At 68.5% G+C, this 18,931-nt stretch carries 18 protein-coding genes; 10 read left to right on the top strand and 8 right to left on the bottom strand.

The window, feature by feature from the left end:
* The 6 genes from rsfS to N7590_RS05855 form a co-directional block, all read right to left on the bottom strand.
* Positions 1–381, bottom strand: a 381-nt coding sequence (rsfS, locus tag N7590_RS05830; protein WP_279935237.1) for a ribosome silencing factor, incomplete at its 3' end; no start/stop codon positions are given.
* A 58-nt stretch (positions 382–439) separates the two neighbouring features.
* Positions 440–1,105: a nicotinate-nucleotide adenylyltransferase gene (gene nadD, locus N7590_RS05835; RefSeq protein ID WP_053450437.1), complete on the bottom strand. Its 666-nt coding sequence runs from the start codon at positions 1,103–1,105 to the stop codon at positions 440–442.
* Between the two features lie 3 nt (positions 1,106–1,108).
* Positions 1,109–2,146 carry a DNA polymerase III subunit delta gene (holA, locus tag N7590_RS05840; protein ID WP_053450438.1) on the bottom strand — a complete coding sequence of 346 codons (1,038 nt, stop codon included), beginning with the start codon at positions 2,144–2,146 and terminating at the stop codon, positions 1,109–1,111.
* A gap of 9 nt (positions 2,147–2,155) precedes the next feature.
* The gene (gene lptE, locus N7590_RS05845) at positions 2,156–2,740 is read right to left on the bottom strand and encodes an LPS assembly lipoprotein LptE (RefSeq protein WP_164087332.1); all 585 of its coding nucleotides are present in this window, start codon (positions 2,738–2,740) and stop codon (positions 2,156–2,158) included.
* A gap of 136 nt (positions 2,741–2,876) precedes the next feature.
* Positions 2,877–5,519: a leucine--tRNA ligase gene (gene leuS / locus N7590_RS05850; RefSeq protein ID WP_053511525.1), complete on the bottom strand. Its 2,643-nt coding sequence runs from the start codon at positions 5,517–5,519 to the stop codon at positions 2,877–2,879.
* A 105-nt stretch (positions 5,520–5,624) separates the two neighbouring features.
* The gene (locus N7590_RS05855) at positions 5,625–6,224 is read right to left on the bottom strand and encodes a DUF998 domain-containing protein (protein ID WP_164242003.1); all 600 of its coding nucleotides are present in this window, start codon (positions 6,222–6,224) and stop codon (positions 5,625–5,627) included.
* A gap of 156 nt (positions 6,225–6,380) precedes the next feature.
* Between N7590_RS05855 and N7590_RS05860 the strand changes: the two genes are divergently transcribed.
* The 4 genes from N7590_RS05860 to N7590_RS05875 all read left to right on the top strand — a co-directional run bounded on the left by N7590_RS05860 (position 6,381) and on the right by N7590_RS05875 (position 11,078).
* Positions 6,381–6,647 (top strand): hypothetical protein, encoded by a 267-nt coding sequence (locus tag N7590_RS05860; RefSeq protein ID WP_164242001.1) that lies wholly within the window; start codon positions 6,381–6,383, stop codon positions 6,645–6,647.
* Positions 6,648–6,787: 140 nt separating this feature from the next.
* Positions 6,788–7,645: a thioredoxin gene (gene trxA / locus N7590_RS05865; RefSeq protein WP_053511519.1), complete on the top strand. Its 858-nt coding sequence runs from the start codon at positions 6,788–6,790 to the stop codon at positions 7,643–7,645.
* A 152-nt stretch (positions 7,646–7,797) separates the two neighbouring features.
* Positions 7,798–9,459 (top strand): FecR domain-containing protein, encoded by a 1,662-nt coding sequence (locus N7590_RS05870; protein ID WP_239544366.1) that lies wholly within the window; start codon positions 7,798–7,800, stop codon positions 9,457–9,459.
* On the top strand, positions 9,456–11,078 hold the full coding sequence (locus N7590_RS05875; RefSeq protein WP_053511520.1) for a CHASE2 domain-containing protein: 1,623 nt from the start codon (positions 9,456–9,458) through the stop codon (positions 11,076–11,078). Before N7590_RS05870 ends, N7590_RS05875 begins: the two co-directional genes overlap by 4 nt.
* A 52-nt stretch (positions 11,079–11,130) precedes the next feature.
* Here the strand turns inward: N7590_RS05875 and N7590_RS05880 are convergent, their stop codons facing one another.
* Entirely contained in the window at positions 11,131–11,583 is a 453-nt protein-coding gene (locus N7590_RS05880) for a transposase (protein ID WP_080376019.1), read from the bottom strand.
* A 226-nt stretch (positions 11,584–11,809) separates the two neighbouring features.
* Here N7590_RS05880 and N7590_RS05885 point away from each other — a divergent pair, with 226 nt between their 5' ends.
* The gene (locus N7590_RS05885; RefSeq protein ID WP_053511521.1) at positions 11,810–12,262 is read left to right on the top strand and encodes a DUF4442 domain-containing protein; all 453 of its coding nucleotides are present in this window, start codon (positions 11,810–11,812) and stop codon (positions 12,260–12,262) included.
* A 3-nt stretch (positions 12,263–12,265) separates the two neighbouring features.
* Here N7590_RS05885 and N7590_RS05890 read toward each other — a convergent pair whose 3' ends face one another.
* A complete protein-coding gene (locus N7590_RS05890) occupies positions 12,266–13,582 on the bottom strand; it encodes a hypothetical protein (protein ID WP_053511522.1) in 1,317 nt (438 codons plus the stop codon).
* Positions 13,583–13,658: 76 nt separating this feature from the next.
* Between N7590_RS05890 and N7590_RS05895 the strand changes: the two genes are divergently transcribed.
* From N7590_RS05895 to N7590_RS05915, 5 genes are all read left to right on the top strand, one after another.
* On the top strand, positions 13,659–14,342 hold the full coding sequence (locus N7590_RS05895) for a DUF502 domain-containing protein (protein WP_006460795.1): 684 nt from the start codon (positions 13,659–13,661) through the stop codon (positions 14,340–14,342).
* A complete protein-coding gene (locus tag N7590_RS05900; protein WP_053511523.1) occupies positions 14,339–15,124 on the top strand; it encodes a queuosine precursor transporter in 786 nt (261 codons plus the stop codon). The genes N7590_RS05895 and N7590_RS05900 overlap by 4 nt, the downstream gene beginning before the upstream one ends.
* Before the next feature lie 94 nt (positions 15,125–15,218).
* Positions 15,219–17,159, top strand: a complete 1,941-nt coding sequence (locus N7590_RS05905) for a DUF885 family protein (RefSeq protein WP_053511524.1) — start codon at positions 15,219–15,221, stop codon at positions 17,157–17,159.
* Between the two features lie 16 nt (positions 17,160–17,175).
* On the top strand, positions 17,176–18,246 hold the full coding sequence (locus tag N7590_RS05910) for a serine hydrolase domain-containing protein (protein ID WP_164241999.1): 1,071 nt from the start codon (positions 17,176–17,178) through the stop codon (positions 18,244–18,246).
* Positions 18,243–18,647: a VOC family protein gene (locus N7590_RS05915; protein ID WP_164241997.1), complete on the top strand. Its 405-nt coding sequence runs from the start codon at positions 18,243–18,245 to the stop codon at positions 18,645–18,647. The genes N7590_RS05910 and N7590_RS05915 overlap by 4 nt, the downstream gene beginning before the upstream one ends.
* Positions 18,648–18,931 lie beyond the last annotated feature (284 nt).

Raw genomic sequence — 18,931 nt, forward strand, 5'->3', positions numbered from 1 at the left:
CTGGTCGCCGACCGTCCACAGCCGTTCAAGCGCGTAGAACTCGCGCACGCGCGGCAACATCACGTGGACGATGACGTCACCCAGATCAACCAGCACCCACTCGGCTTCGCGCTCGCCTTCCACGCCCAGCGGCATCACGTCGATGTTCTTGGCGAAACGCACGACTTCGTCGGCAATCGACTTGACGTGGCGGGTCGAAGTACCCGAAACCACGATCATGTAATCGGCAACGCTGGACCGGCCGCGCACGTCGATCTCGACCAGGTCCTTGGCCTTCAGGTCTTCGGTGGCTTGGCGGACGCTGGCCAGCAGTTCCGGCACGGACGGCGGCGGGCTGGGCAGATCGACCTTGATGGTCTGGGGCTGGGTCTGGTTGCTCAAAGTGGATCGACTCGATAAACGTGGGGGCGATTATACGGGCAAGCCGCAGCTGCGGCATTCACGGCGTGGAGGGGCGGTACAGCCCGTGGACGGCAACGTAGTCGGCCACGGCGGGCGGCAGCAGCGCACGCCAGGGCCCGCCGGAGGCGATCTGCGAGCGCACTGCGCTGGCTGATTCGTCACGCAGTGGGTGGTGCAGGCGCAGGATGCGGCCGGCCGGGCTGGCGAACAGCGCCTGTTCGTTGTCGGCCCAGCGCCCTTCCAGGGCACGGCCCAGCGCGCCGTCAACCGAGGCCCGCAGCGGGCTGCCCGGGCGTTCGGCCACCACGAAATGGGCCAGCCCGAACAGGGCCTCCCATTCGTGCCAGCTGGGCAGGCCCAGCAGGCTGTCGGCACCGACCAGCCAGGCCAGCGGCCGGCTCGGCCCCAGTTCGGCGCGCAGCTCGCGCAGGGTATCGACGGTGTAGGACGGGCGACCGGGGAAACGCGCCGCACGGTCCAGCTCGCGGCGGTCCAGCAGCAGGCCGGGCTCGTCGCCAATGGCCAGCGACAGCATGGTGCAGCGCTGCTCGGCGGTCGCACCGGGTACCGCGCGATGCGGCGGGTCGGCCGCCGGCAGCATGCGCACCGCCACCTGCAGTTCATCGCGGGCGGCACGCGCGATCGCCAGGTGCCCGAGGTGCACCGGATCGAAGGTGCCCCCGTAATAGATCCGCAGGCTCATCGCTCAGGCCCGCGCCAGCAGGCGCACCGCACGCGGTTCGGCCACGGCCACCAGCAGGCGCTCCAGCGCCAGCCAGGCATCGCCGTCGGCCCGCCCCTTGGCGATGCGGTCGACCAGCCCGGCTTCGGCCACGAAGCGCTCCCAGCGCTTGCCTTCCGGGTGGCGCTGCAGCGCACGCTTGTAAGGCGCCTGCCGCGACTCCCAGATGCCCCGCGACTTCATCTCGGCGGCCAGGTTGCCGCCCCGCGCCTGCACCCGGGCCAGGCCGGCACCGGCCAGCAGCTCGCGGATCACCATCGGCATCAGTGCGGCCACCGCTTCGCCTTCGCCGCGCAGGCCGGCCAGCATGCGCAGCACCGCCGGCGGCTGGCCGGAGAACGTCGCCTCCAGCAGCCGGAACACGTCATAGCGGGCGGCATCGGCCACCAGCGATTCCATCCGTTCCACATCCAGCGGCTGGCCATCGGCCAGCAATGCCAGCTTGTCGATCTCCTGGGCAGCGGCCAGCAGGTTGCCTTCCACCCGCTCGGCCAGTCGCTGCACGGCGGCCGGGTCGGCCCGCAGGCCCTTGCCACGCAGGCGGCGCTCGATCCAGTCCGGCAGCTCGTGCGGCTTGATCGCCCAGGCCACCGACAGCACGCCGATGCGGTTGACCGCCTCGGCCCACTTGCCCTGGTGGGCCTTGCTCCATTCGTTGGCGGTGATCATCAGCACCACGTCCGGCGCCGGGTTGGCGCAGAACTGGCTGATCACCTCGGCGCCGTCCTTGCCCGGCTTGCCGCTGGGCAGGCGCACCTCGACCAGGCGACGGGCGCTGAACAGGCTCGGCGCATTGAAGCTGGCGTCAAGCTGGTTCCAGTCGAAATCGCGGCCATCGGCGTCGAACACCTCGCGCTCGCCGATCCCGGCACTGCGCGCACGCGCGCGGATGGCGTCGGCCGCCTCCAGCACGCGCAGCGTCTCCGGGCCGGCAATCAGATAGACCGGCGCCAGTGCAACATCAGCGCCCTGGCTGGCCAGCTGCTCCGGACGCAGTTCCATCTTCGCTGCTCAGTGCTTGGCTGCGGGAACCGGCTCGGCCGGCACCGCGCCTTCGACGGGCTTGGCCTTCGGTGCCGACAGGCTGCCCCCCTTCTCAAGCTCGGCGCGGACCACGCTGTCGATGCGGCGGATGATCGATGCGGACATTTCCCGGCGCAGCTCATCGGCCAGGATCTCGCGCTCGGTGGTGGTACCGGTGGCGTCGGTCGGCGGCGACACGTAGTCACGCGACAACTCGATCACCTGCTGCGGCACCAGCTCGCTGCCGTCTTCGCGACGGAAGATGAAGATCACCGCGTAACGCAGGCTGTACTCCTGCGCACGGCCCTGCGAATCGATGGCGATCGGCAGGTCGCCCCAGCGTTCGGACAGCACCTGCAGCTGGGCACTGGGCTCCTTGCTGTCCTCGTCGGCCAGCTTGGCACCGGAGGCGAGCAGGCTGCGGTTGAGCAGCTTGACCAGTTCGCTGTACGGCGCGGTGGAGACTACCTTCACCGGCGCGGTGTCGGTCGGCAGCATCAGCTTGCTGCGCAGATGGAAACCGCAGCCGGCAAGGCCGAGGGCAAGAACGAGGGCAAGCAGGATTCGGGTCATGTAGACAGTCTGGCGGAGCCGGGCGATCACGGCAACACACAGCCTGCCCGAAGCCGCGTGAATGCAGGGCCAGCAAATGCATGGCCCTGCACCGGAATGGCACCGGCCACCACGCAGGTGGCCGGTGCGGGGTACATCAGGCGGCGACGATGTTCACGATCTTGCCCGGAACGATGATGATCTTGCGCACCGTCAGGCCTTCCAGGAACTTGGCCGCGTTGGGCTCGGCCAGGGCCAGTGCTTCGACCTGCTCGCGCGCGGCATCGGCCGCCACCTCGATGGTGCCACGCAGCTTGCCGTTGACCTGTACGGCCAGGGTCAGCGCATCGCGCACCAGCGCACCGGCATCGGCCTGCGGGAACGGCTGGTCTTCCAGCAGCGTCTCGCCATGGCCCAGCACCTGCCACAGGGCATGGCTGGCGTGCGGGGTGATCGGGTTCAGCAGCAGCACGATGGCCTGCAGCGCCTCCTGGCGCACCGCACGGCCCTGCCCGCTGCCGTCCTCGAACTTGGCCAGCGCGTTCATCAGCTCCATCACTGCGGCAATGGCGGTGTTGAAGCTGTGGCGGCGGCCATAGTCATCGCCGACCTTGCCAATGGTTTCATGGGTCTTGCGGCGCAGCGCCTTCTGGCTGGCATCCAGCGCGGCAGCGTCCAGCGCCGGGGCGGCACCGTCGGCAGCGTGCTTCTGCACCTGGGCCCACAGGCGGCGCAGGAAGCGGGCCATGCCATCCACGCCGGCCTCGTTCCACTCCAGCGACTGCTCGGGCGGCGCGGCGAACATCGAGAACAGGCGCACGGTGTCGGCGCCGTACTTGCCGACCATGGCCTGCGGGTCCACGCCGTTGTTCTTCGACTTGGACATCTTCTCGGTGCCACCGACCACCACCGGCTGGCCGTCGGCGATCAGGGTGGCGCCGGTGATGCGGCCGCGTTCATCGCGCTGCACTTCCACATCGGCCGGGTTGATCCAGTCCTTCGAGCCGTCCGGGTTCGGGCGGTAGTAGGTCTCGGCGATCACCATGCCCTGGCACAGCAGGTTGCGCGCCGGTTCGTTGCTGTCGACCATCCGCGCGTCGCGCAGCAGCTTGTGGTAGAAGCGGAAATACATCAGGTGCAGGATCGCGTGCTCGATGCCGCCGATGTACTGGTCGACCGGCAGCCAGTAGTTGCCGCGCTTGTCGACGGCATCACGCGCACCCGGCGAAGTGTAGCGGGCGTAGTACCAGCTCGACTCCATGAAGGTGTCGAAGGTATCGGTTTCGCGCTCGGCCGCACCGCCGCACTCCGGGCAGGTGGTCTTGCGCCATTCCGGGTCGGTCTTGATCGGCGAACCGGTGCCCGAGAACGCCACGTCTTCCGGCAGCACCACCGGCAGCTGCTCTTCCGGCACCGGCACTGCACCGCACTTGGCGCAGTAGATCACCGGAATCGGGCAGCCCCAGTAGCGCTGGCGGCTCACGCCCCAGTCGCGCAGGCGGTAGTTGACGCGGCGCTGGCCCTGGGCCTTGCGCTCGAAACGCTCGGCCAGTGCTTCGAAGGCACCCTGGAAGTCCAGGCCGTCGAACTCGGCCGAGTTGACCAGTTCGGTCTGCCGGCTCTTGTCGCTGTACCAGTCCTGCCAGCGGCTGCCGTCCCAGCTGCGCTCTTCTTCGCTGCGCGCATCCTTCAGCGCGATCACCTGCTTGATCGGCAGGCCATACTTGTTGGCCACTTCGTTGTCGCGCTGGTCATGGCCCGGGACGGCCATCACCGCGCCGGTGCCGTAGCCCATCAGCACGAAGTTGGCGACCCAGACCGGCACCTGCTCGCCGGTGACCGGGTGCAGGGCGCGCAGGCCGGTGTCCATGCCGCGCTTTTCCTGGGTTTCCAGTTCAGCCTCGGACACGCCGCCCTGCTTCAGGTCGGCCAGCATCGCGGCCAACTCCGGGTTGTTCTTCGCCGCGTGCAGCGCCAGCGGGTGCTCGGCGGCGATCGACACGAAGGTCACGCCCATCACGGTGTCCGGGCGGGTGGTGAACACGCGCAGCGGATCCAGCACACCGCCGTCCACGTCACGCACGTCGAACTGGATCTCCAGGCCTTCGGAACGGCCGATCCAGTTGCGCTGCATGGTCTTGACCGATTCCGGCCAGCCCTCCAGCTCGTCCAGGCCGTCCAGCAGTTCCTGGGCGTAGTCGGTGATGCGCAGGAACCACTGCGGGATCTCGCGCTTCTCGACCAGGGCGCCGGAACGCCAGCCGCGGCCGTCGATCACCTGCTCGTTGGCCAGCACGGTCTGGTCGACCGGGTCCCAGTTCACCACCGCGTTGCGGCGGTAGGCCAGGCCCTTGCGCATCAGCCGGGTGAACATGCGCTGCTCGTGGACGTAGTAGTCCGGACGGCAGGTGGCAAACTCGCGCGACCAGTCGATGGCATAGCCCAGCGACTGCAGCTGGCTGCGCATATGGTCGATGTTCTTGTAGGTCCACGCCGCCGGCGCAGTCTTGTTCTTGATCGCGGCATTTTCCGCCGGCAGGCCGAACGCGTCCCAGCCCATCGGCTGCAGCACGTTGTGCCCGGTCATGCGCTTGTAGCGGCTGATCACGTCACCGATGGTGTAATTGCGCACGTGCCCCATGTGCAGCGCACCGGACGGGTACGGGAGCATCGACAGGCAGTAGTACTTCGGCTTGTCCGAAGTCTCGTCGACCTCGAAGGCACGGGTGGCATCCCAGAAGCTCTGGGCGGCGGATTCAACCTGCTGCGGGTCGTAGGCGTTGGTTTCAGCGCTGGTCATGGAACACGCGGATGCGGCGGCAAAGCGGTACAGCGTACCGCAGTGCGGCAAACGTCTCCAATCCTGACTGCCGCCCGCAGGCGCCGCCCACGCGTGGAGACCGTCTCAGCGAGCCCGCGACAGAGGCAGGGCCAGGGCCAGCCAGACCGCCCAGCAGGCGAAAGCCACGCGTTGCGCCAGCGGTGCAGGCAGCACGCCCTGCAGGGCAAAGGCCGCCATTGCCGCCAGTACGGCACAGATGACCGCCACCCCACCGAGGGCCTTGCCAGGACCCTGGCGCAGGTGGGAGATGCCCAGCAACAGGGCGCCGGCAACAAATCCCAGCACCCAGACCATCCAGGCGCTGGCGTGCAGCTGGCTGGCCGGTCCATGCAGGTCATCCACGTCCAGCGGCAGCAGCCCCATCGCCGCAAAGGCCAGGCCGGCCAGCAGCAGCATCTGGCTGCCCACCCGCGGCGCCCAGCCGGCCGTGGCCGGAAGGCGGCGGCGCAGGCACTCGGCGACCACTGCGGCCAGCACGCCGGGCAGCACGAAGCCCAGCAGATTGAACCCCAGCGCATGCGGCACGCCCCGTGCGCCCAGCAGGGCCACCGGGTGGCGCGCCTGCGCGTAGCCGTCCAGCGCCGCGCCGAAGCCCACCACGGCCAGGACGAAGATGGCTGCAGCAAGCAGCCCCCACCAACGATCACGCCGGAGCACGGACATCGCGCGGATTCACCAAGAAGCGGAAGACCGGCCATTGTCGCGGCAACGATGCGGAGCGCCAAGCGGCGGCACATTTCAGAATCATTCGATATCCGCGCGGGCATGCTGCGCGCGATGCTCGGGGCATGGCAGTCCCGCCATGCAGGGAGACCTCCCATGATCCATCGCATCCTCGTCGCCGGCGCGCTCAGCCTGGGCCTGGCCGCCACCGCTCACGCCGGCGAGTTCCAGTGCTCGGCCTGGATCGGCGCACCCGCCGCCACGGCACCGCCGAGCAGCAACTTCTTCGGAGGCCCCATCATCAAGGCGTCCGACGCCCGCACCGCGGCCGAGCTGTATCAGGCCCGCATCTCCGAAACGACGCTGCCGCTGAAGACCGGGCGCTGGATCGTGCATCACGTCCGCTGCGATCAGCTGAAGTAACGGCCGGCGCATCGAGGGCAGGCCCCGCGCCTGCCCTCTCCTGCCGGGAATGGCCATGGTTCAGGGCGCCATCAAGGGTTGAGTCTGACATTGATCGTCACCATAGAATCGGTCTCCAGATGCCAGACGATGCCTCCCCCATGACCGAGACGACCTACGTATTCGACGCTACCACCGCGACCTTCGAGGCCGAAGTCCTGCAGAAGTCGCTGCAGACGCCGGTGCTGGTCGATTTCTGGGCCACCTGGTGCGGGCCGTGCAAGACCCTCGGCCCGATGCTGGAAAAGCTGGCGGCCGAGTACAACGGCGCCTTCGAGCTGGCCAAGGTCGACGTCGACAAGGAACAGCAGATCGCGGCGGCGTTCCAGATCCGCTCGGTACCGACCGTGTTCCTGGTCAAGGGTGGCCAGCTGGTGGACGGCTTCCCCGGCGCGATTCCGGAAGGCCAGCTGCGCGAGTTCCTGGCCCAGCACGGCATCGTGCCCGCCGATATCGGCGACGCCATCGCCGAAGACGCAGCACCGCTGGACCCGCAGGCGCAGGTGGACGTGCTGCGCGCGCAGATCGCCGCCGAGCCGGACAAGGATGAACTCAAGCTCGACTTGGCCATGGCCCTGCTGCAGATCGGCGGCGTGGATGAAGCCGGCACGCTGATCGACGGCCTGCCCGCCAACCTCGCCACCGATGACCGCGCCGTCCGTGCCCGTGCCCGCCTGTCCTTCGCGGCCGCGCTGAAGGACGCCCCTGCGGCTGAAGTGCTGGACGCGCGCATCGCCACCGACGGCAATGACCTCAAGGCCCGCCACCTGCGGGGGGTACAGCTGCTGCTCGGCGGCCATGACGAGGCCGCACTGGCCCAGTTCCTGGAAATGCTGCGGATCGATCGCAGCTTCGAGGAAGGGTTGCCGCGCAAGGCCCTGATCGACGCCTTCAATGTGATCTCCGACGAGGACCTCGTTGGCCAGTACCGCCGCAGGATGGCCTCTCTGCTGTTCTGAACGGGAGCCCCCTTCGTTCAGAATCCCTGCACTGAACGCGGGCAATAATGCGCGAGATGGCGGGCGTTCGGCCGCCACGATCCGTTCGGGGGGATGAGGTCGGGGCCATCGGGTCTTGCAGCTGCACCCCCGCATTGCCGGGATTGCAAACTGTGACCTTCGTCCGCTCGCTGTCGTTCGCCAAGCGCTTCCAGGGCGCCCTGCTGTGTGCCCTTCTCCTCCTGCTGCTGCCAGGCGTGGCCGGTGCCCAGGACTGGAATTACCGGGTCCGTCCCGGCGATACACTGTGGGATCTGGGCGGCCTGTACCTGAAGCCCTCGGTACGCTGGCAACAGCTGCAACAGCACAACCGCATCGACAATCCCTATCGGTTGCCGCCCGGCCAGCTGCTGCGCTTCCCGATCAGCTGGCTGCGTACCGAGCCTGCGCCGGCCCGCGTGCTGTCGGTTCGCGGCAAGGTCGAGCTGTCCGGCGCCGATGGCAGCGCCACGCGCGCGATCCTGGCGGGCGAGCAGCTGCGTATCGGTGACACCGTGCAGACCGAAGGCGAATCCAGCGTCACCCTCGAGTTCGCTGACGCTTCGCGCCTGCAGCTGCGTGAGTACTCGCGCCTGCGCCTGGACCAGCTCAGCCGCTATGGCCACACCGGCATGGTGGACACCCGCCTGCGCCTGCAGCAGGGCCGCGCCAGCAACCGGGTCACGCCCGCCCGTGGCCCGGCATCGCGCTACATCATCGATGCGCCCACCGCGACCAGCAGCGTGCGCGGCACCGTGTTCCGGGTCAGCGCCGGCGACGCCGGCCAGGTCGGTGCGACCGAAGTCCTGCAGGGCAAGGTGCAGGTTGGCAACACCCACGGGCAGCGCCTGGTCCGGCCGGGCCAGGCCACGCTCAGCGGCAGCGCCGACGCGGCACCGGACGCGGTCTCCCCGCTGCTGCCAGCACCGCAGCTGCGCAACGACGAACTGCGCCTGGCGCCGCTGCCGACGCTGCTTGCCTGGGAGCCCGTTGCGGGTGCCGCGCATTACCGCGTGGAAGTGGTGCAGTCCGCAACCCCGGAAATCCTGCTGTATGCCGCCACCACCACCGATACACGCCTGGCGATCGGCGACCTGCCGCCGGGCCAGCTGCGCGTCCTGCTGCGCGCGGTCGATGCGCAGGGCGTGGAAGGCCTCGACGCCAGCGCCGATTTCGAACTCAGCGACCAGCCGCCACCGCCGATCACCGTATCGCCGCTGCACGGGCAGACGGTCAACAGCGACCGCCCGCGCTTCCGCTGGAGCCAGGCCCCCGGCGCGCGCAGCAGTGTGCTGCAGATCGCCTCCGAGCCCACGTTCCGGCAGCCACTACAGGAACAGGCGACCCATGGCACCGACCTGCGCCTGGCGCAGTCCCTGCCGCCAGGCCAGTACTTCTGGCGGGTCGCGTCGCGTGATGGCAATGGCCACCAGGGCCGCTACGGCCAGGCACTGCCACTGCAGCTGAGCAATGAACCAGTCGACCCGGCGCTGCAACCGCCGGAAGCGGCCCATGGTGAACTGACCCTGCGCTGGCAGGCCGGCAGCGAAGGCCAGCGCTACCGGGTGCAGGTCGATCGCCATGGCGACTTCAAGGCACCGCTGGTCGACCAAACCGTGGCCGAGCCGCAGGTCAGTTTCAAGCGGCCGTGGAGCGGCACCCTGCATGTGCGCGTGCAGTACATCGACGACGACGGCCATGCCGGCGAGTTTTCGCCCGCCCAGCAGATCAAGCTGGCGTGCCGCCTGTGCTACGGCGCCGGCGGCGGCGCCGTGCTGCTCTGGTTGCTGTTGTGAGGCGTTCGCCACTGCCGTGGAGCAAACGGATCGCACTGGCCCTGCTGGCCGGTGTGCTGACCGTGCTGGCCAGCCAGGGCCAATGGCTGTGGCGGCAGGACGAGAGCGCCTACGACGCACTGGTCGGTGGTTGGGATTACCGCCCCGACCCCAGCGTGCTGATCGTGGCCATCGACGAAGGCAGCCTGCAACGCATCGGCCAGTGGCCCTGGCCGCGCTCGATACACGCGCGCCTGCTGGACCGGTTGACCGATGCCGGTGCCGAGCGCGTCGCCCTGGACCTGGTGCTGTCCGAACCGGATCGGCGCGACAGCCGCCAGGACGATGCGCTGGCGGCCGCCATCCGCCGCAATGGCCGGGTGGTGCTGCCGGTGCTGGCCGCGCCCGCTGCCGGTGACCGCATGGCCGAGGAAATGCTGCCGATCCCGCAGATCGCGGCCACTGCCGCAGCCATCGGCCACACCGATGTCGAAGTGGATGGCGACGGCGTCGCCCGCGGTCTCTACCTGCACGCGGGCATCGGCCAGCCACATTGGCCGGCGCTGGGCCTGGCGTTGGCCGGCCTGCCGGCGGGCGCCGTGCACGGCCTGCCCGACCCCGACCCGGGAATCGGCTCGCCCTATCAATGGCGACGCGACGACTATGTGCGCGTGCGCTACGCCGGCCCGCCGGAGCGGTTGCCGCAGGTGTCCTACGCCGACGTGCTCGATGGCCACGTCGACATGGCGATGCTGCAGGGCCGCCGCATCGTGGTCGGCATGACCGCCAGTGGCATCGCGCCGCGCCTGCTGACACCGACCACCCGCGAATTCTGGATGAGCGGCAGCGAGTACCAGGCCAACATCGCTTCGATGCTGCTGCAGCACAAGCAGATCGATGTTCTGCCCCCGGCATGGCAACAGGCCATCAGCGCGGTGCTGGTCGCACTGTGCGTTCTCCTGCTCGGCCTGCGCCTGCCCTGGCTTGCGGCGCTGGCGTCGTTGCCGGCGGCCCCATTGCTGAGCTGGGTGCTGCTGCGCAGCAGCGATCTGTGGTGGGCGCCGGCCACCGCGATGCTGGGCATTCTATTGGTGCTTCTGGCCTGGGCGATCTGGCGGATCTCGGCCTGGCACCGCCAGGCCAACCGCGATGCGCTGACCGGCCTCGGCAATCGCCTGCGCTTCGAGCAGTCATTGCAGCAGGAATGCGACGCCGCGCGACGCAGCGGCAAGCCGCTGAGCCTGGCGTTGATCGACGTGGACCATTTCAAGCGTCACAACGACCTCCATGGCCACCAGGTGGGTGATCGCGTGCTGCGCGATGTCGCCCGCCTGATCGGCGCGCATGCGCGGCGCCCGCGCGACATGGCCGCGCGCTATGGCGGCGACGAATTCGCTCTGGTACTGCCGGATACACCGGCCGAAGGTGCGCGCCTGGTGATCGACGACCTGATCGCCTGCGTGCGGGCACTGCCGCCCCCGGGTGATGGCGGCGGCGAGCGGGTCACCCTCACCATCGGTGTGTTCACCCGCGTGCCGGACGGAGAACTGCAACCGCATCATTTCGTCGAAGGCGCCGACACCGCCCTGTACCAGGCCAAGGCCAATGGCCGCGACGGGTTTGTGATCGACGGCGCGTGAGGCACCATGTGCACTCTGCCTGTAGAGTCGAGCTTGCTCGACTGCGCGCCCATCATTCGAGCGGCCAACAACACCATGCGAATGGATACTCCCCCAGGGTTGATGCCAGACCCGCATGTACAGGGTTGGCCATGGCATACAGCGCTTGTTGCCGGACATCCTGCTCATTCCGGATCAGGTGATCGTAGTAGCCCCGCTGCCACACCGGGCGTCCTTCACCGGAGTGCGCGTTGACCGCGATCGCCACCCTGGACTTGAGTGATTGCATGCAACGGCCAAGCGTACCTTCGCGCAACTGCAGAACCCAGTGCAGATGATCCGGTATCACCACCCAAGCCAATGACCGCGTGATCCCCTTGCAGTCGCTGCCTCGCAGCTCATCAGTCAAGGCATCCACGCATCGCGGGTCTGCAAAGACGCGTTGGCGTCCGGCAGTGACAGTGGTGACTACGTAGAAGCATCCGACCGTGGAGCATCGGCCGCGCAACAAGGCTGGACTGGGCATACGGGCAGCATGGACCGCGGTTCACGGCCAGACCTATCAGGAGACCCCGAAATGGCGATGAGACATTGTCTGAACTCGTTCGATTGAGGCCCGCTGGAAGCAGTCGAGCAAGCTCGACTCTACTCTCGCCTGCCGTCACGCCAGAATGGCGATGATCCGCCACCCGGTGCAACATACGCATGCGAATGGTTAGACTGTAGGCCTCGCCCTGCGCCCCCGGACCCCCATGAACGCCCGCCTGTTCCGCTTCGGCATCAATCTCTGGCCGCCGTTCCTGTTCACCGGCATCCACGTCACCCGGGTCTCGCCGGACTACCGGCAGATCGACGTCGAACTGCGCATGCGGCCCTGGAACCGCAACTACGTCGGCACCCACTTCGGCGGCAGCCTGTTCGCGATGACCGATCCGTTCTGGATGCTCGGCCTGCTGCACATCCTCGGCCGCGACTACTACGTGTGGGACCGCGCCGGTGCGATCGATTTTCTCAAGCCCGGCCGCGGCACCGTGCGAACCTCGTTCCGCATCGATGACGCGCTGCTGGACGAGCTGCGTGCCGAAGCGGCCAGCGGCGAGAAGGTGCTGCGCTGGTTCAGCAACGACGTGGTTGATGAAAGCGGTGAAGTGGTCGCGCAGGTGCGCAAGCAGGTCTACCTGCGGCTGAAGCCACACGCACGCTGAGCGTCAGTCGCGCGCCGTTGCCCCCGTGGCGGGCGAAGCCTGCAGCGGTACCGAAAGCCAGGGGCTGTCGGCAACGCTGCGCGACGGGGAGCGGCGTGGCACCTGCAGGCGGCTGCCATCGGCCGACAACTGCGGGGCGCGCACCGGCGAGCGGAACTGTTCCGGCAGGCGCTGCAGCGCGTCTGCCGGGTCATCCGCCTGCTGCCGCAGCCAGCGCTGCGCCCCAAGCAGCCGCAGCATCGCAGCGGCGTCCTGGGTGCGCGACGAATAGGCGGGATAGGCCGGTGCGGCGATATCCGTCAGCACGCAACCCATGATGTTCGACAGGCAACCGAAGTCACGCTGTGGCGGCGCCGACACGGGCAACGGACGATCCGCCTCCAGTGCCGCCGTTGCCGCCGCGCCGCAGGCCCAACCGATATTACCGGCCACGCGTGCCAGGGTGCTGCTGCGGTCCAGCACCAGTACGCCGCCGAATTCCCTCGCTGAGGTTTCGATCGCCGCCTGGCTCATCGCGTACTCGCCCTGCATCGCCCGGCACAGGCTCTGCTCGTCGGTCCGCATCGGCTGCATCGCCAGCGCGCATTCCGCGGGCAGCGGGTGGTCGGCTGGAAGTTCAACCAGCATGTCGGCCAGCAGTTGTGCATTGGCCTGGACCAGGCTGGCCCCGACGATGCTCTCGACCAGATAGCTGCCCCCGGGCACCAGCCGGCGCCCCAGCTGCAGCCCCAGGCAACTGCCGCGCAGGGCGCCATCAACATCGCCCTGTACGTAGGCCAGCGCGCGGGCGCTGGTGGCATCCATCACCAGGCCATAGGTCGGCAGGGGCACCTGGATGCCTTCGCCCTTCGGCTGGAACGGCGACACGAAGTGGTCCGCCTCGGCCAGCTGGTCCAGGCGCGCATGCAGCAGCTGGTGACCGGCGTGGGCTTCGGCAAACCGCTGCGGATCGGCGCGCACCTGCGCCAGGCAGCCGCTGGCGGCCGGGCCGCAGCTGGCGGATGGGCGCGAATGCAAGCCGCCGGGGGCGCTGGCCAGCTGGGGCTGTGTGACGTTATTGCCGTGCGGGTCGGCGTCCCAGCGCCGCACGTCTTCGGCCAGCGCCTGCTCGCGCTGGCGGGCATCCAGGCCGTCAACGCCGAGCGTCCACAACTGCGCATAGCCATTGCGGCCGGGTGCCGGCAGGCGGGTCTCCAGCCGCTGCTGCGCCTGCAGCCGCGATTCGGGGATGGGCCACATGCGCGAGGCACACCACACGACGATGGCCAGCACCAGCAGGCCCAGCAGGGTCCAACCCAACCCACGCAGTATCTTCAACACAGCGTCCCTTCCATGTGCCGTTGCCGCAGTTGATTGCCCAGCGTAATCGACCCGCGGTCACCGCTACAATGCGCGCATGTCGCTCGAAGCCCCCGCCCTGGTTCCCCGCCCCTCCCTGCAGCGCCTGTTCCTGACCGGCCTGCTGACCCTGCTGCCGATCTGGCTGACCTGGGTCGTGGTCAAGTTCGTGTTCGTGCTGCTGTCGGGTATTTCCAGCCCGCTGGTGGTACCGCTGTCCGAGCAGATCGCGACCAGCTTCCCGCACTACCTCGGCTGGGTGCGCGCCGAATGGATCCAGGACACCATCGCCCTGCTGGCCACGTTGCTGGTGATCCTGGCGGTGGGCGTGGCCAGTCGCCGTGTACTCGGCCAGCGCCTGCTGCGCTGGGTCGGGGCGATCATCAAGCGCATTCCGCTGGCCAGCATCATCTACGACAGCGCCAAGAAGCTGCTGGACATGCTGCAGACCGAGCCGGGCAGCACCCAGCGCGTGGTGCTGATCGACTTTCCGCACCGTGACATGAAGTCGGTCGGGCTGGTTACCCGCGTGATCAAGGAACACGGCACCGACCGTGAACTGGCCGCGGTGTACGTGCCGACCACGCCGAACCCGACGTCGGGCTACCTGGAAATCGTGCCGGTGGAGCTGCTGACCCCGACCGACTGGACCGTCGACCAGGCGATGAGCTTCATCATTTCCGGCGGCGCCGTGGCGCCGTCCAGCGTGCCGTTCACCCGCGCCGGCGACCGCGCCGAATGACCCCGGCGCCGATCGAGCGCCCACTGCAGGACCGCGCGGTCCTGCTGTTCATCGTGCTGGCCGCGTTCTTCTGCGGCAATGCGGTGCTGGCCGAGCTGATCGGGGTGAAGATCTTCGCCCTGGAAGACACGCTGGGCATCGACCCGCTGAACTGGAACCTGTTCGGCCAGACCGGCTCGTTGAGTTTCACCGCCGGCACCCTGCTGTGGCCGGTGGTGTTCATCATGACCGACACCATCAACGAGTTCTTCGGCAAGCGCGGCGTGCGCTTCATCTCGTGGCTGGCGGTGGTGCTGATCGGCTACGGCTTCCTGTTCGCCTTTGCGGCCATTTCGCTGGCGCCGGCCAGCTGGTGGGTCACTTCGATGGACGGCCACGGCGTACCCGACTACCAGGCGGCGTTCGCCGCCGTGTTCGGCCAGGGCATGTGGACCATCGCCGGCTCGCTGGTCGCGTTCCTGCTTGGCCAGCTGATCGACGTGGCGGTGTTCCACCGCATCCGCCAGGCCACCGGCGAACGCCACGTGTGGCTGCGCGCGACCGGCTCGACTGCGATCTCACAGGTGGTGGACAGCTTCGTGGTGATCTGGATCGCCTTCGTGCTCGGCCCGCAGCACTGGCCGACATCGCTGTTCCTGGCGGTGTCCAGCGTCAACTACATCTACAAGATGGGCTTTGCGATCGCCTTGATCCCCCTGCTGTACCTGATGCGACGTGCGATTACCCGCTACCTGGGCGTTGAACGCGCCGCCGCATTGCGCGCCGCCGCTGCTGCTGACTGAAGCCCCAGCGAACGCCAGCTGACTGCGCCTTCACGCTGGCCGTACGCGGCCGGATCGTGCAAGCTCCACGGTCTGTGTTCCACGGAAGCTCCTGATGCCGCATCCCACCCGCGTCCTGGCCGCCGCCATCGCCGCGTTTTTCCTGTTCAGTGCCGTACCGTCGGCCGAAGCAGCGAAGAAGAAGGCCAGCCGCCCTGCCGCCGCGCAGACCCGCCAGGCGGCCAAGCCCAAGGCCAAGCCCGCCCGCGCCACCGCGCCGGCCCGTGGCAGCTCGGCGCGCCGCGCCACGCCGCGTCCGGTCGCGCCGGCCCGGGCCGTACCCAAGCAGGTACAGTTGGAGCGCCTGTACGACGAGTACTGGGATGCCTCGATGCGGTTGAATCCGCTGCAGGCGACCTTCCAGGGCGAAGCCCGCTACAACGACCAGCTGCCCAACATCCTGTCTGCCGCATGGCGCCAGCAATCGCACGACTTCACCACCGAGTGGCTGGGCAAGGTCGAGAAACTCGGCAGCGACGGCCTGCAGGGCCAGGACCTGCTCAGCTACGAGATCTTCGTTCGCGATGCGCGCGCCTCGCTGGCCGCCGAGCGCTACCCGAGCTGGATGATGCCGATCAGCCAGTACTACAACATCGGCAGCATCATGGCGATCCTCGGTGCCGGTGCCGGCGCGCAGCCGTTCAACACCGTGCAGGACTACGACACCTGGTCTCGCCGTTCGCTGGGCATTCCCGAGCTGTTCGACCAGGCCATCGACAACATGCGCCAGGGCATGAAGGCCGGCGTCGTGCAGCCACGCGACCTGATGGAAAAGGTATTGCCGCAGCTGGATGCGGTGATCAAGCCGACCGCCGAAGAGAGCATCTTCTGGTCGCCGATCCGCACCATGCCCAACACCATCGCGGCCGAGGACAAGGCGCGCATCAGCGCCGAATACAAGCGCATGATCGAGCTGCGCATCATGCCGGCCTACCGCGCCCTGCGCGGCTTCATCGCCACCGAGTACCTGCCGGCCACGCGTGCCAGCAGTGGCCTGGGCGCGCTGCCCGATGGCCAGGCCTGGTACGCCAACCTGATCGTGCAGACCACCGCCAGCGACCAGACCGCCGCGCAGCTGCATGCGCTGGGCGAACAACGCGTGCAGGAACTGCAGGCCCAGATCGCCACGGTGATGAAGGATGCCAAGCTGCGTGGCAGCCCCACCAAGCTGCTGCGCAGCATGCGCAACGACCGCCAGTTCCAGTACGGCGATGCCAACGCGCTGATCAACCGCTACCGCCAGGTGCAGCTGCAGGTCAACGCACGCCTGCCGCAGGTGCTGGATACGTTGCCGAAGGCACCGCTTGAGGTGCGCGCGGTGGAACCGGAGCGGGCGCTGACTGCCGCTGCCGCCGCGTACCAGCCGGCATTGCCCGGGCAGTCCGCCGTGCTGTACGTGAACACCCGCGACCTGGCCAGCCGCAAACGCTGGAACGTGCCGGTGCAGTACCTGCATGAGGCGATCCCCGGCCATCACGTGCAGCTGGGCCTGCAGCAGGAACTGGCCAAGCTGCCGCGCTTCCGCCGCCTCGGTGGCGATCTCGCCTTCGTCGAAGGCTGGGGCCTGTACGCCGAAACGCTGGGCGAAGACCTCGGCATCTACACCGATCCCTACGACCGCATCGGCTACCTGTACTCGCGCCTGCTGCGTGCCGCGCGCGTGGTGGCCGATACCGGCGTGAACGCACAGGGCTGGAGCAAGCAGCAGGCCGTGGCCTACCTGCAGAAGACGGTCGACATGAGCAGCGATGACGCCAATGCCGAAGTCGAGCGGATCATGGCCCAGCCCGGACAGGCCCTCTCCAACGTGGCTGGCCTGACCACCATCGTGGCCCTGCGCGACAAGGCCAGGGCCCGCCAGGGAGCCGCCTTCGACCTGCGTCGCTTCCACGCCGAACTGCTGAAGGACGGCTCGATGCCGCTGGACGTGCTGGACCGCAAGATGGAACGCTGGATGGCCGAGCCGGCCAGTGCCACGCCCGCCCCTTCACCCTGACCCGACCGGAGCCCTCATGCGCCCTGCCGTCGTCCTGCTCGTCGCCGTGCTGGGCCTGCTACCCCCAGCCAGCTCCGCCGCCCCGGTGCTGACCCCACCGGATGCGGGTATCGACGGCCTGATGCAGGCCTATGACGGCCAGGTGCCCGGCGCCGCGGTGCTGGTCCTGCATGACGGGCAGCCGGTATTCCGTCGCGGCTACGGGCTGGCGGTGGTGGAAGACGGCACCCCGGTCACCGCGGCCAGCAACTTCCGGCTGGCCTCGGTCAGCAAGCAGTTCACCGCCGCGGCGGTGCTGCTGCTGGTGGAGGACGGCCGGCTCGGGCTGGACCAGACCGCCCGCCAGTGGCTGCCCGAACTGCCACCGGCTGCCGCCGCCATCACCATCCGCCAGCTGCTGTCGCATACCAGCGGCCTGCTCGACTACGAAGACCTGATGGACCCGGCCGACCCGCGGCAGGTGCACGATGCCGACGTGCTGGCCCTGCTCTCGCGCGAAGACCGGCTGAACTTCACGCCCGGCACGCAGTACCGGTACAGCAACAGCGGCTACGCGCTGCTGGCACTGATCGCCGGACGCGCCTCGGGCCAGGATTTCGCAGCCTTCCTGCAGCAGCGCATCTTCCGCCCGTTGGGCATGGCCCATACCGTGGCCCACCAGGACGGTGTCGACACGATCGCCACGCGTGCCTATGGCTACAGCTGGCTCGATGGCCGCTGGCAGCGCACCGACCAGAGCACCACCAGCGCCGTGCTCGGCGATGGCGGCATCTACTCCTCGCTGGACGACCTGGCCCGCTGGGATGCCGCGCTGTATGACGACCGCCTGTTGTCCAAGGCCTCGCGCCGCGCGATGTTCAGCCCGGCCACCACGACCACCGAACCTGACGTGCCGCACTACGGCTTCGGCTGGCGCCTGAATGGCGCTGTGCAATGGCACAGCGGCGAAAGCATCGGCTTCCGCAACGTGATCGTTCGCCACCCGGAAAAGCACCTGACCGTGATCGTGCTGACCAACCGCAACGACCCCGAACCCTATCCGCTGGCGCTGAAGATCGCCCAGCGCTGGCTGGACACCCTGCAATGACGGCTGCTTCCGACGCCCTGCTGGGCATTCACCACGCCGCGCTGATCTGCAGCGACTACGCGCGCTCGAAGGACTTCTACGTGCGCATCCTTGGCCTGCGCGTGCTGGCCGAGAACCACCGTGTCGCGCGCGACTCCTGGAAGCTGGACCTGGCCCTGCCCGACGGCGGCCAGCTGGAACTGTTCTCGTTCCCCTCACCGCCGCCCCGCCCGAGCCGCCCGGAAGCCCAGGGCCTGCGCCACCTCGCGTTCCGGGTGGCCGCGCTGGAGCCGTTCATCCAGCATCTGGCGGGGCATGGCGTGGCCTGCGAACCGATCCGTGTGGACGAATACACCGGCCGCCGCTTCACCTTCTTCGCCGACCCCGACGACCTGCCGCTGGAGCTGTACGAAGTCGGTTGAGCGTTTTTCAATCGTGATTCATCCATGCATGGCATGGTTCTACGTGTCGACCAAGGTCGACACCCACCAAGAGCAGGGCGTGCCATTCCGACAGATTGCGGAGACCTGCCGAAGGCGGGGTGGGTCCGGTTGCGGGGGTGTCCGCGGCATGGATGCCGCGGCCAAGCCCCCAGGGACGGGTTCACGGCGTCCCCCGCAACCGGACCCACCCCGCCATCCCACGGAATGCGTGCCTTTGCTTCGGCCGTTGCGGTTGCTGTTGCCTCTGCAGGTGCAGCGCGCAG

The organism is Stenotrophomonas sp. GD04024 (genome assembly GCF_029837545.1).
Lineage (GTDB): Bacteria > Pseudomonadota > Gammaproteobacteria > Xanthomonadales > Xanthomonadaceae > Stenotrophomonas > Stenotrophomonas forensis.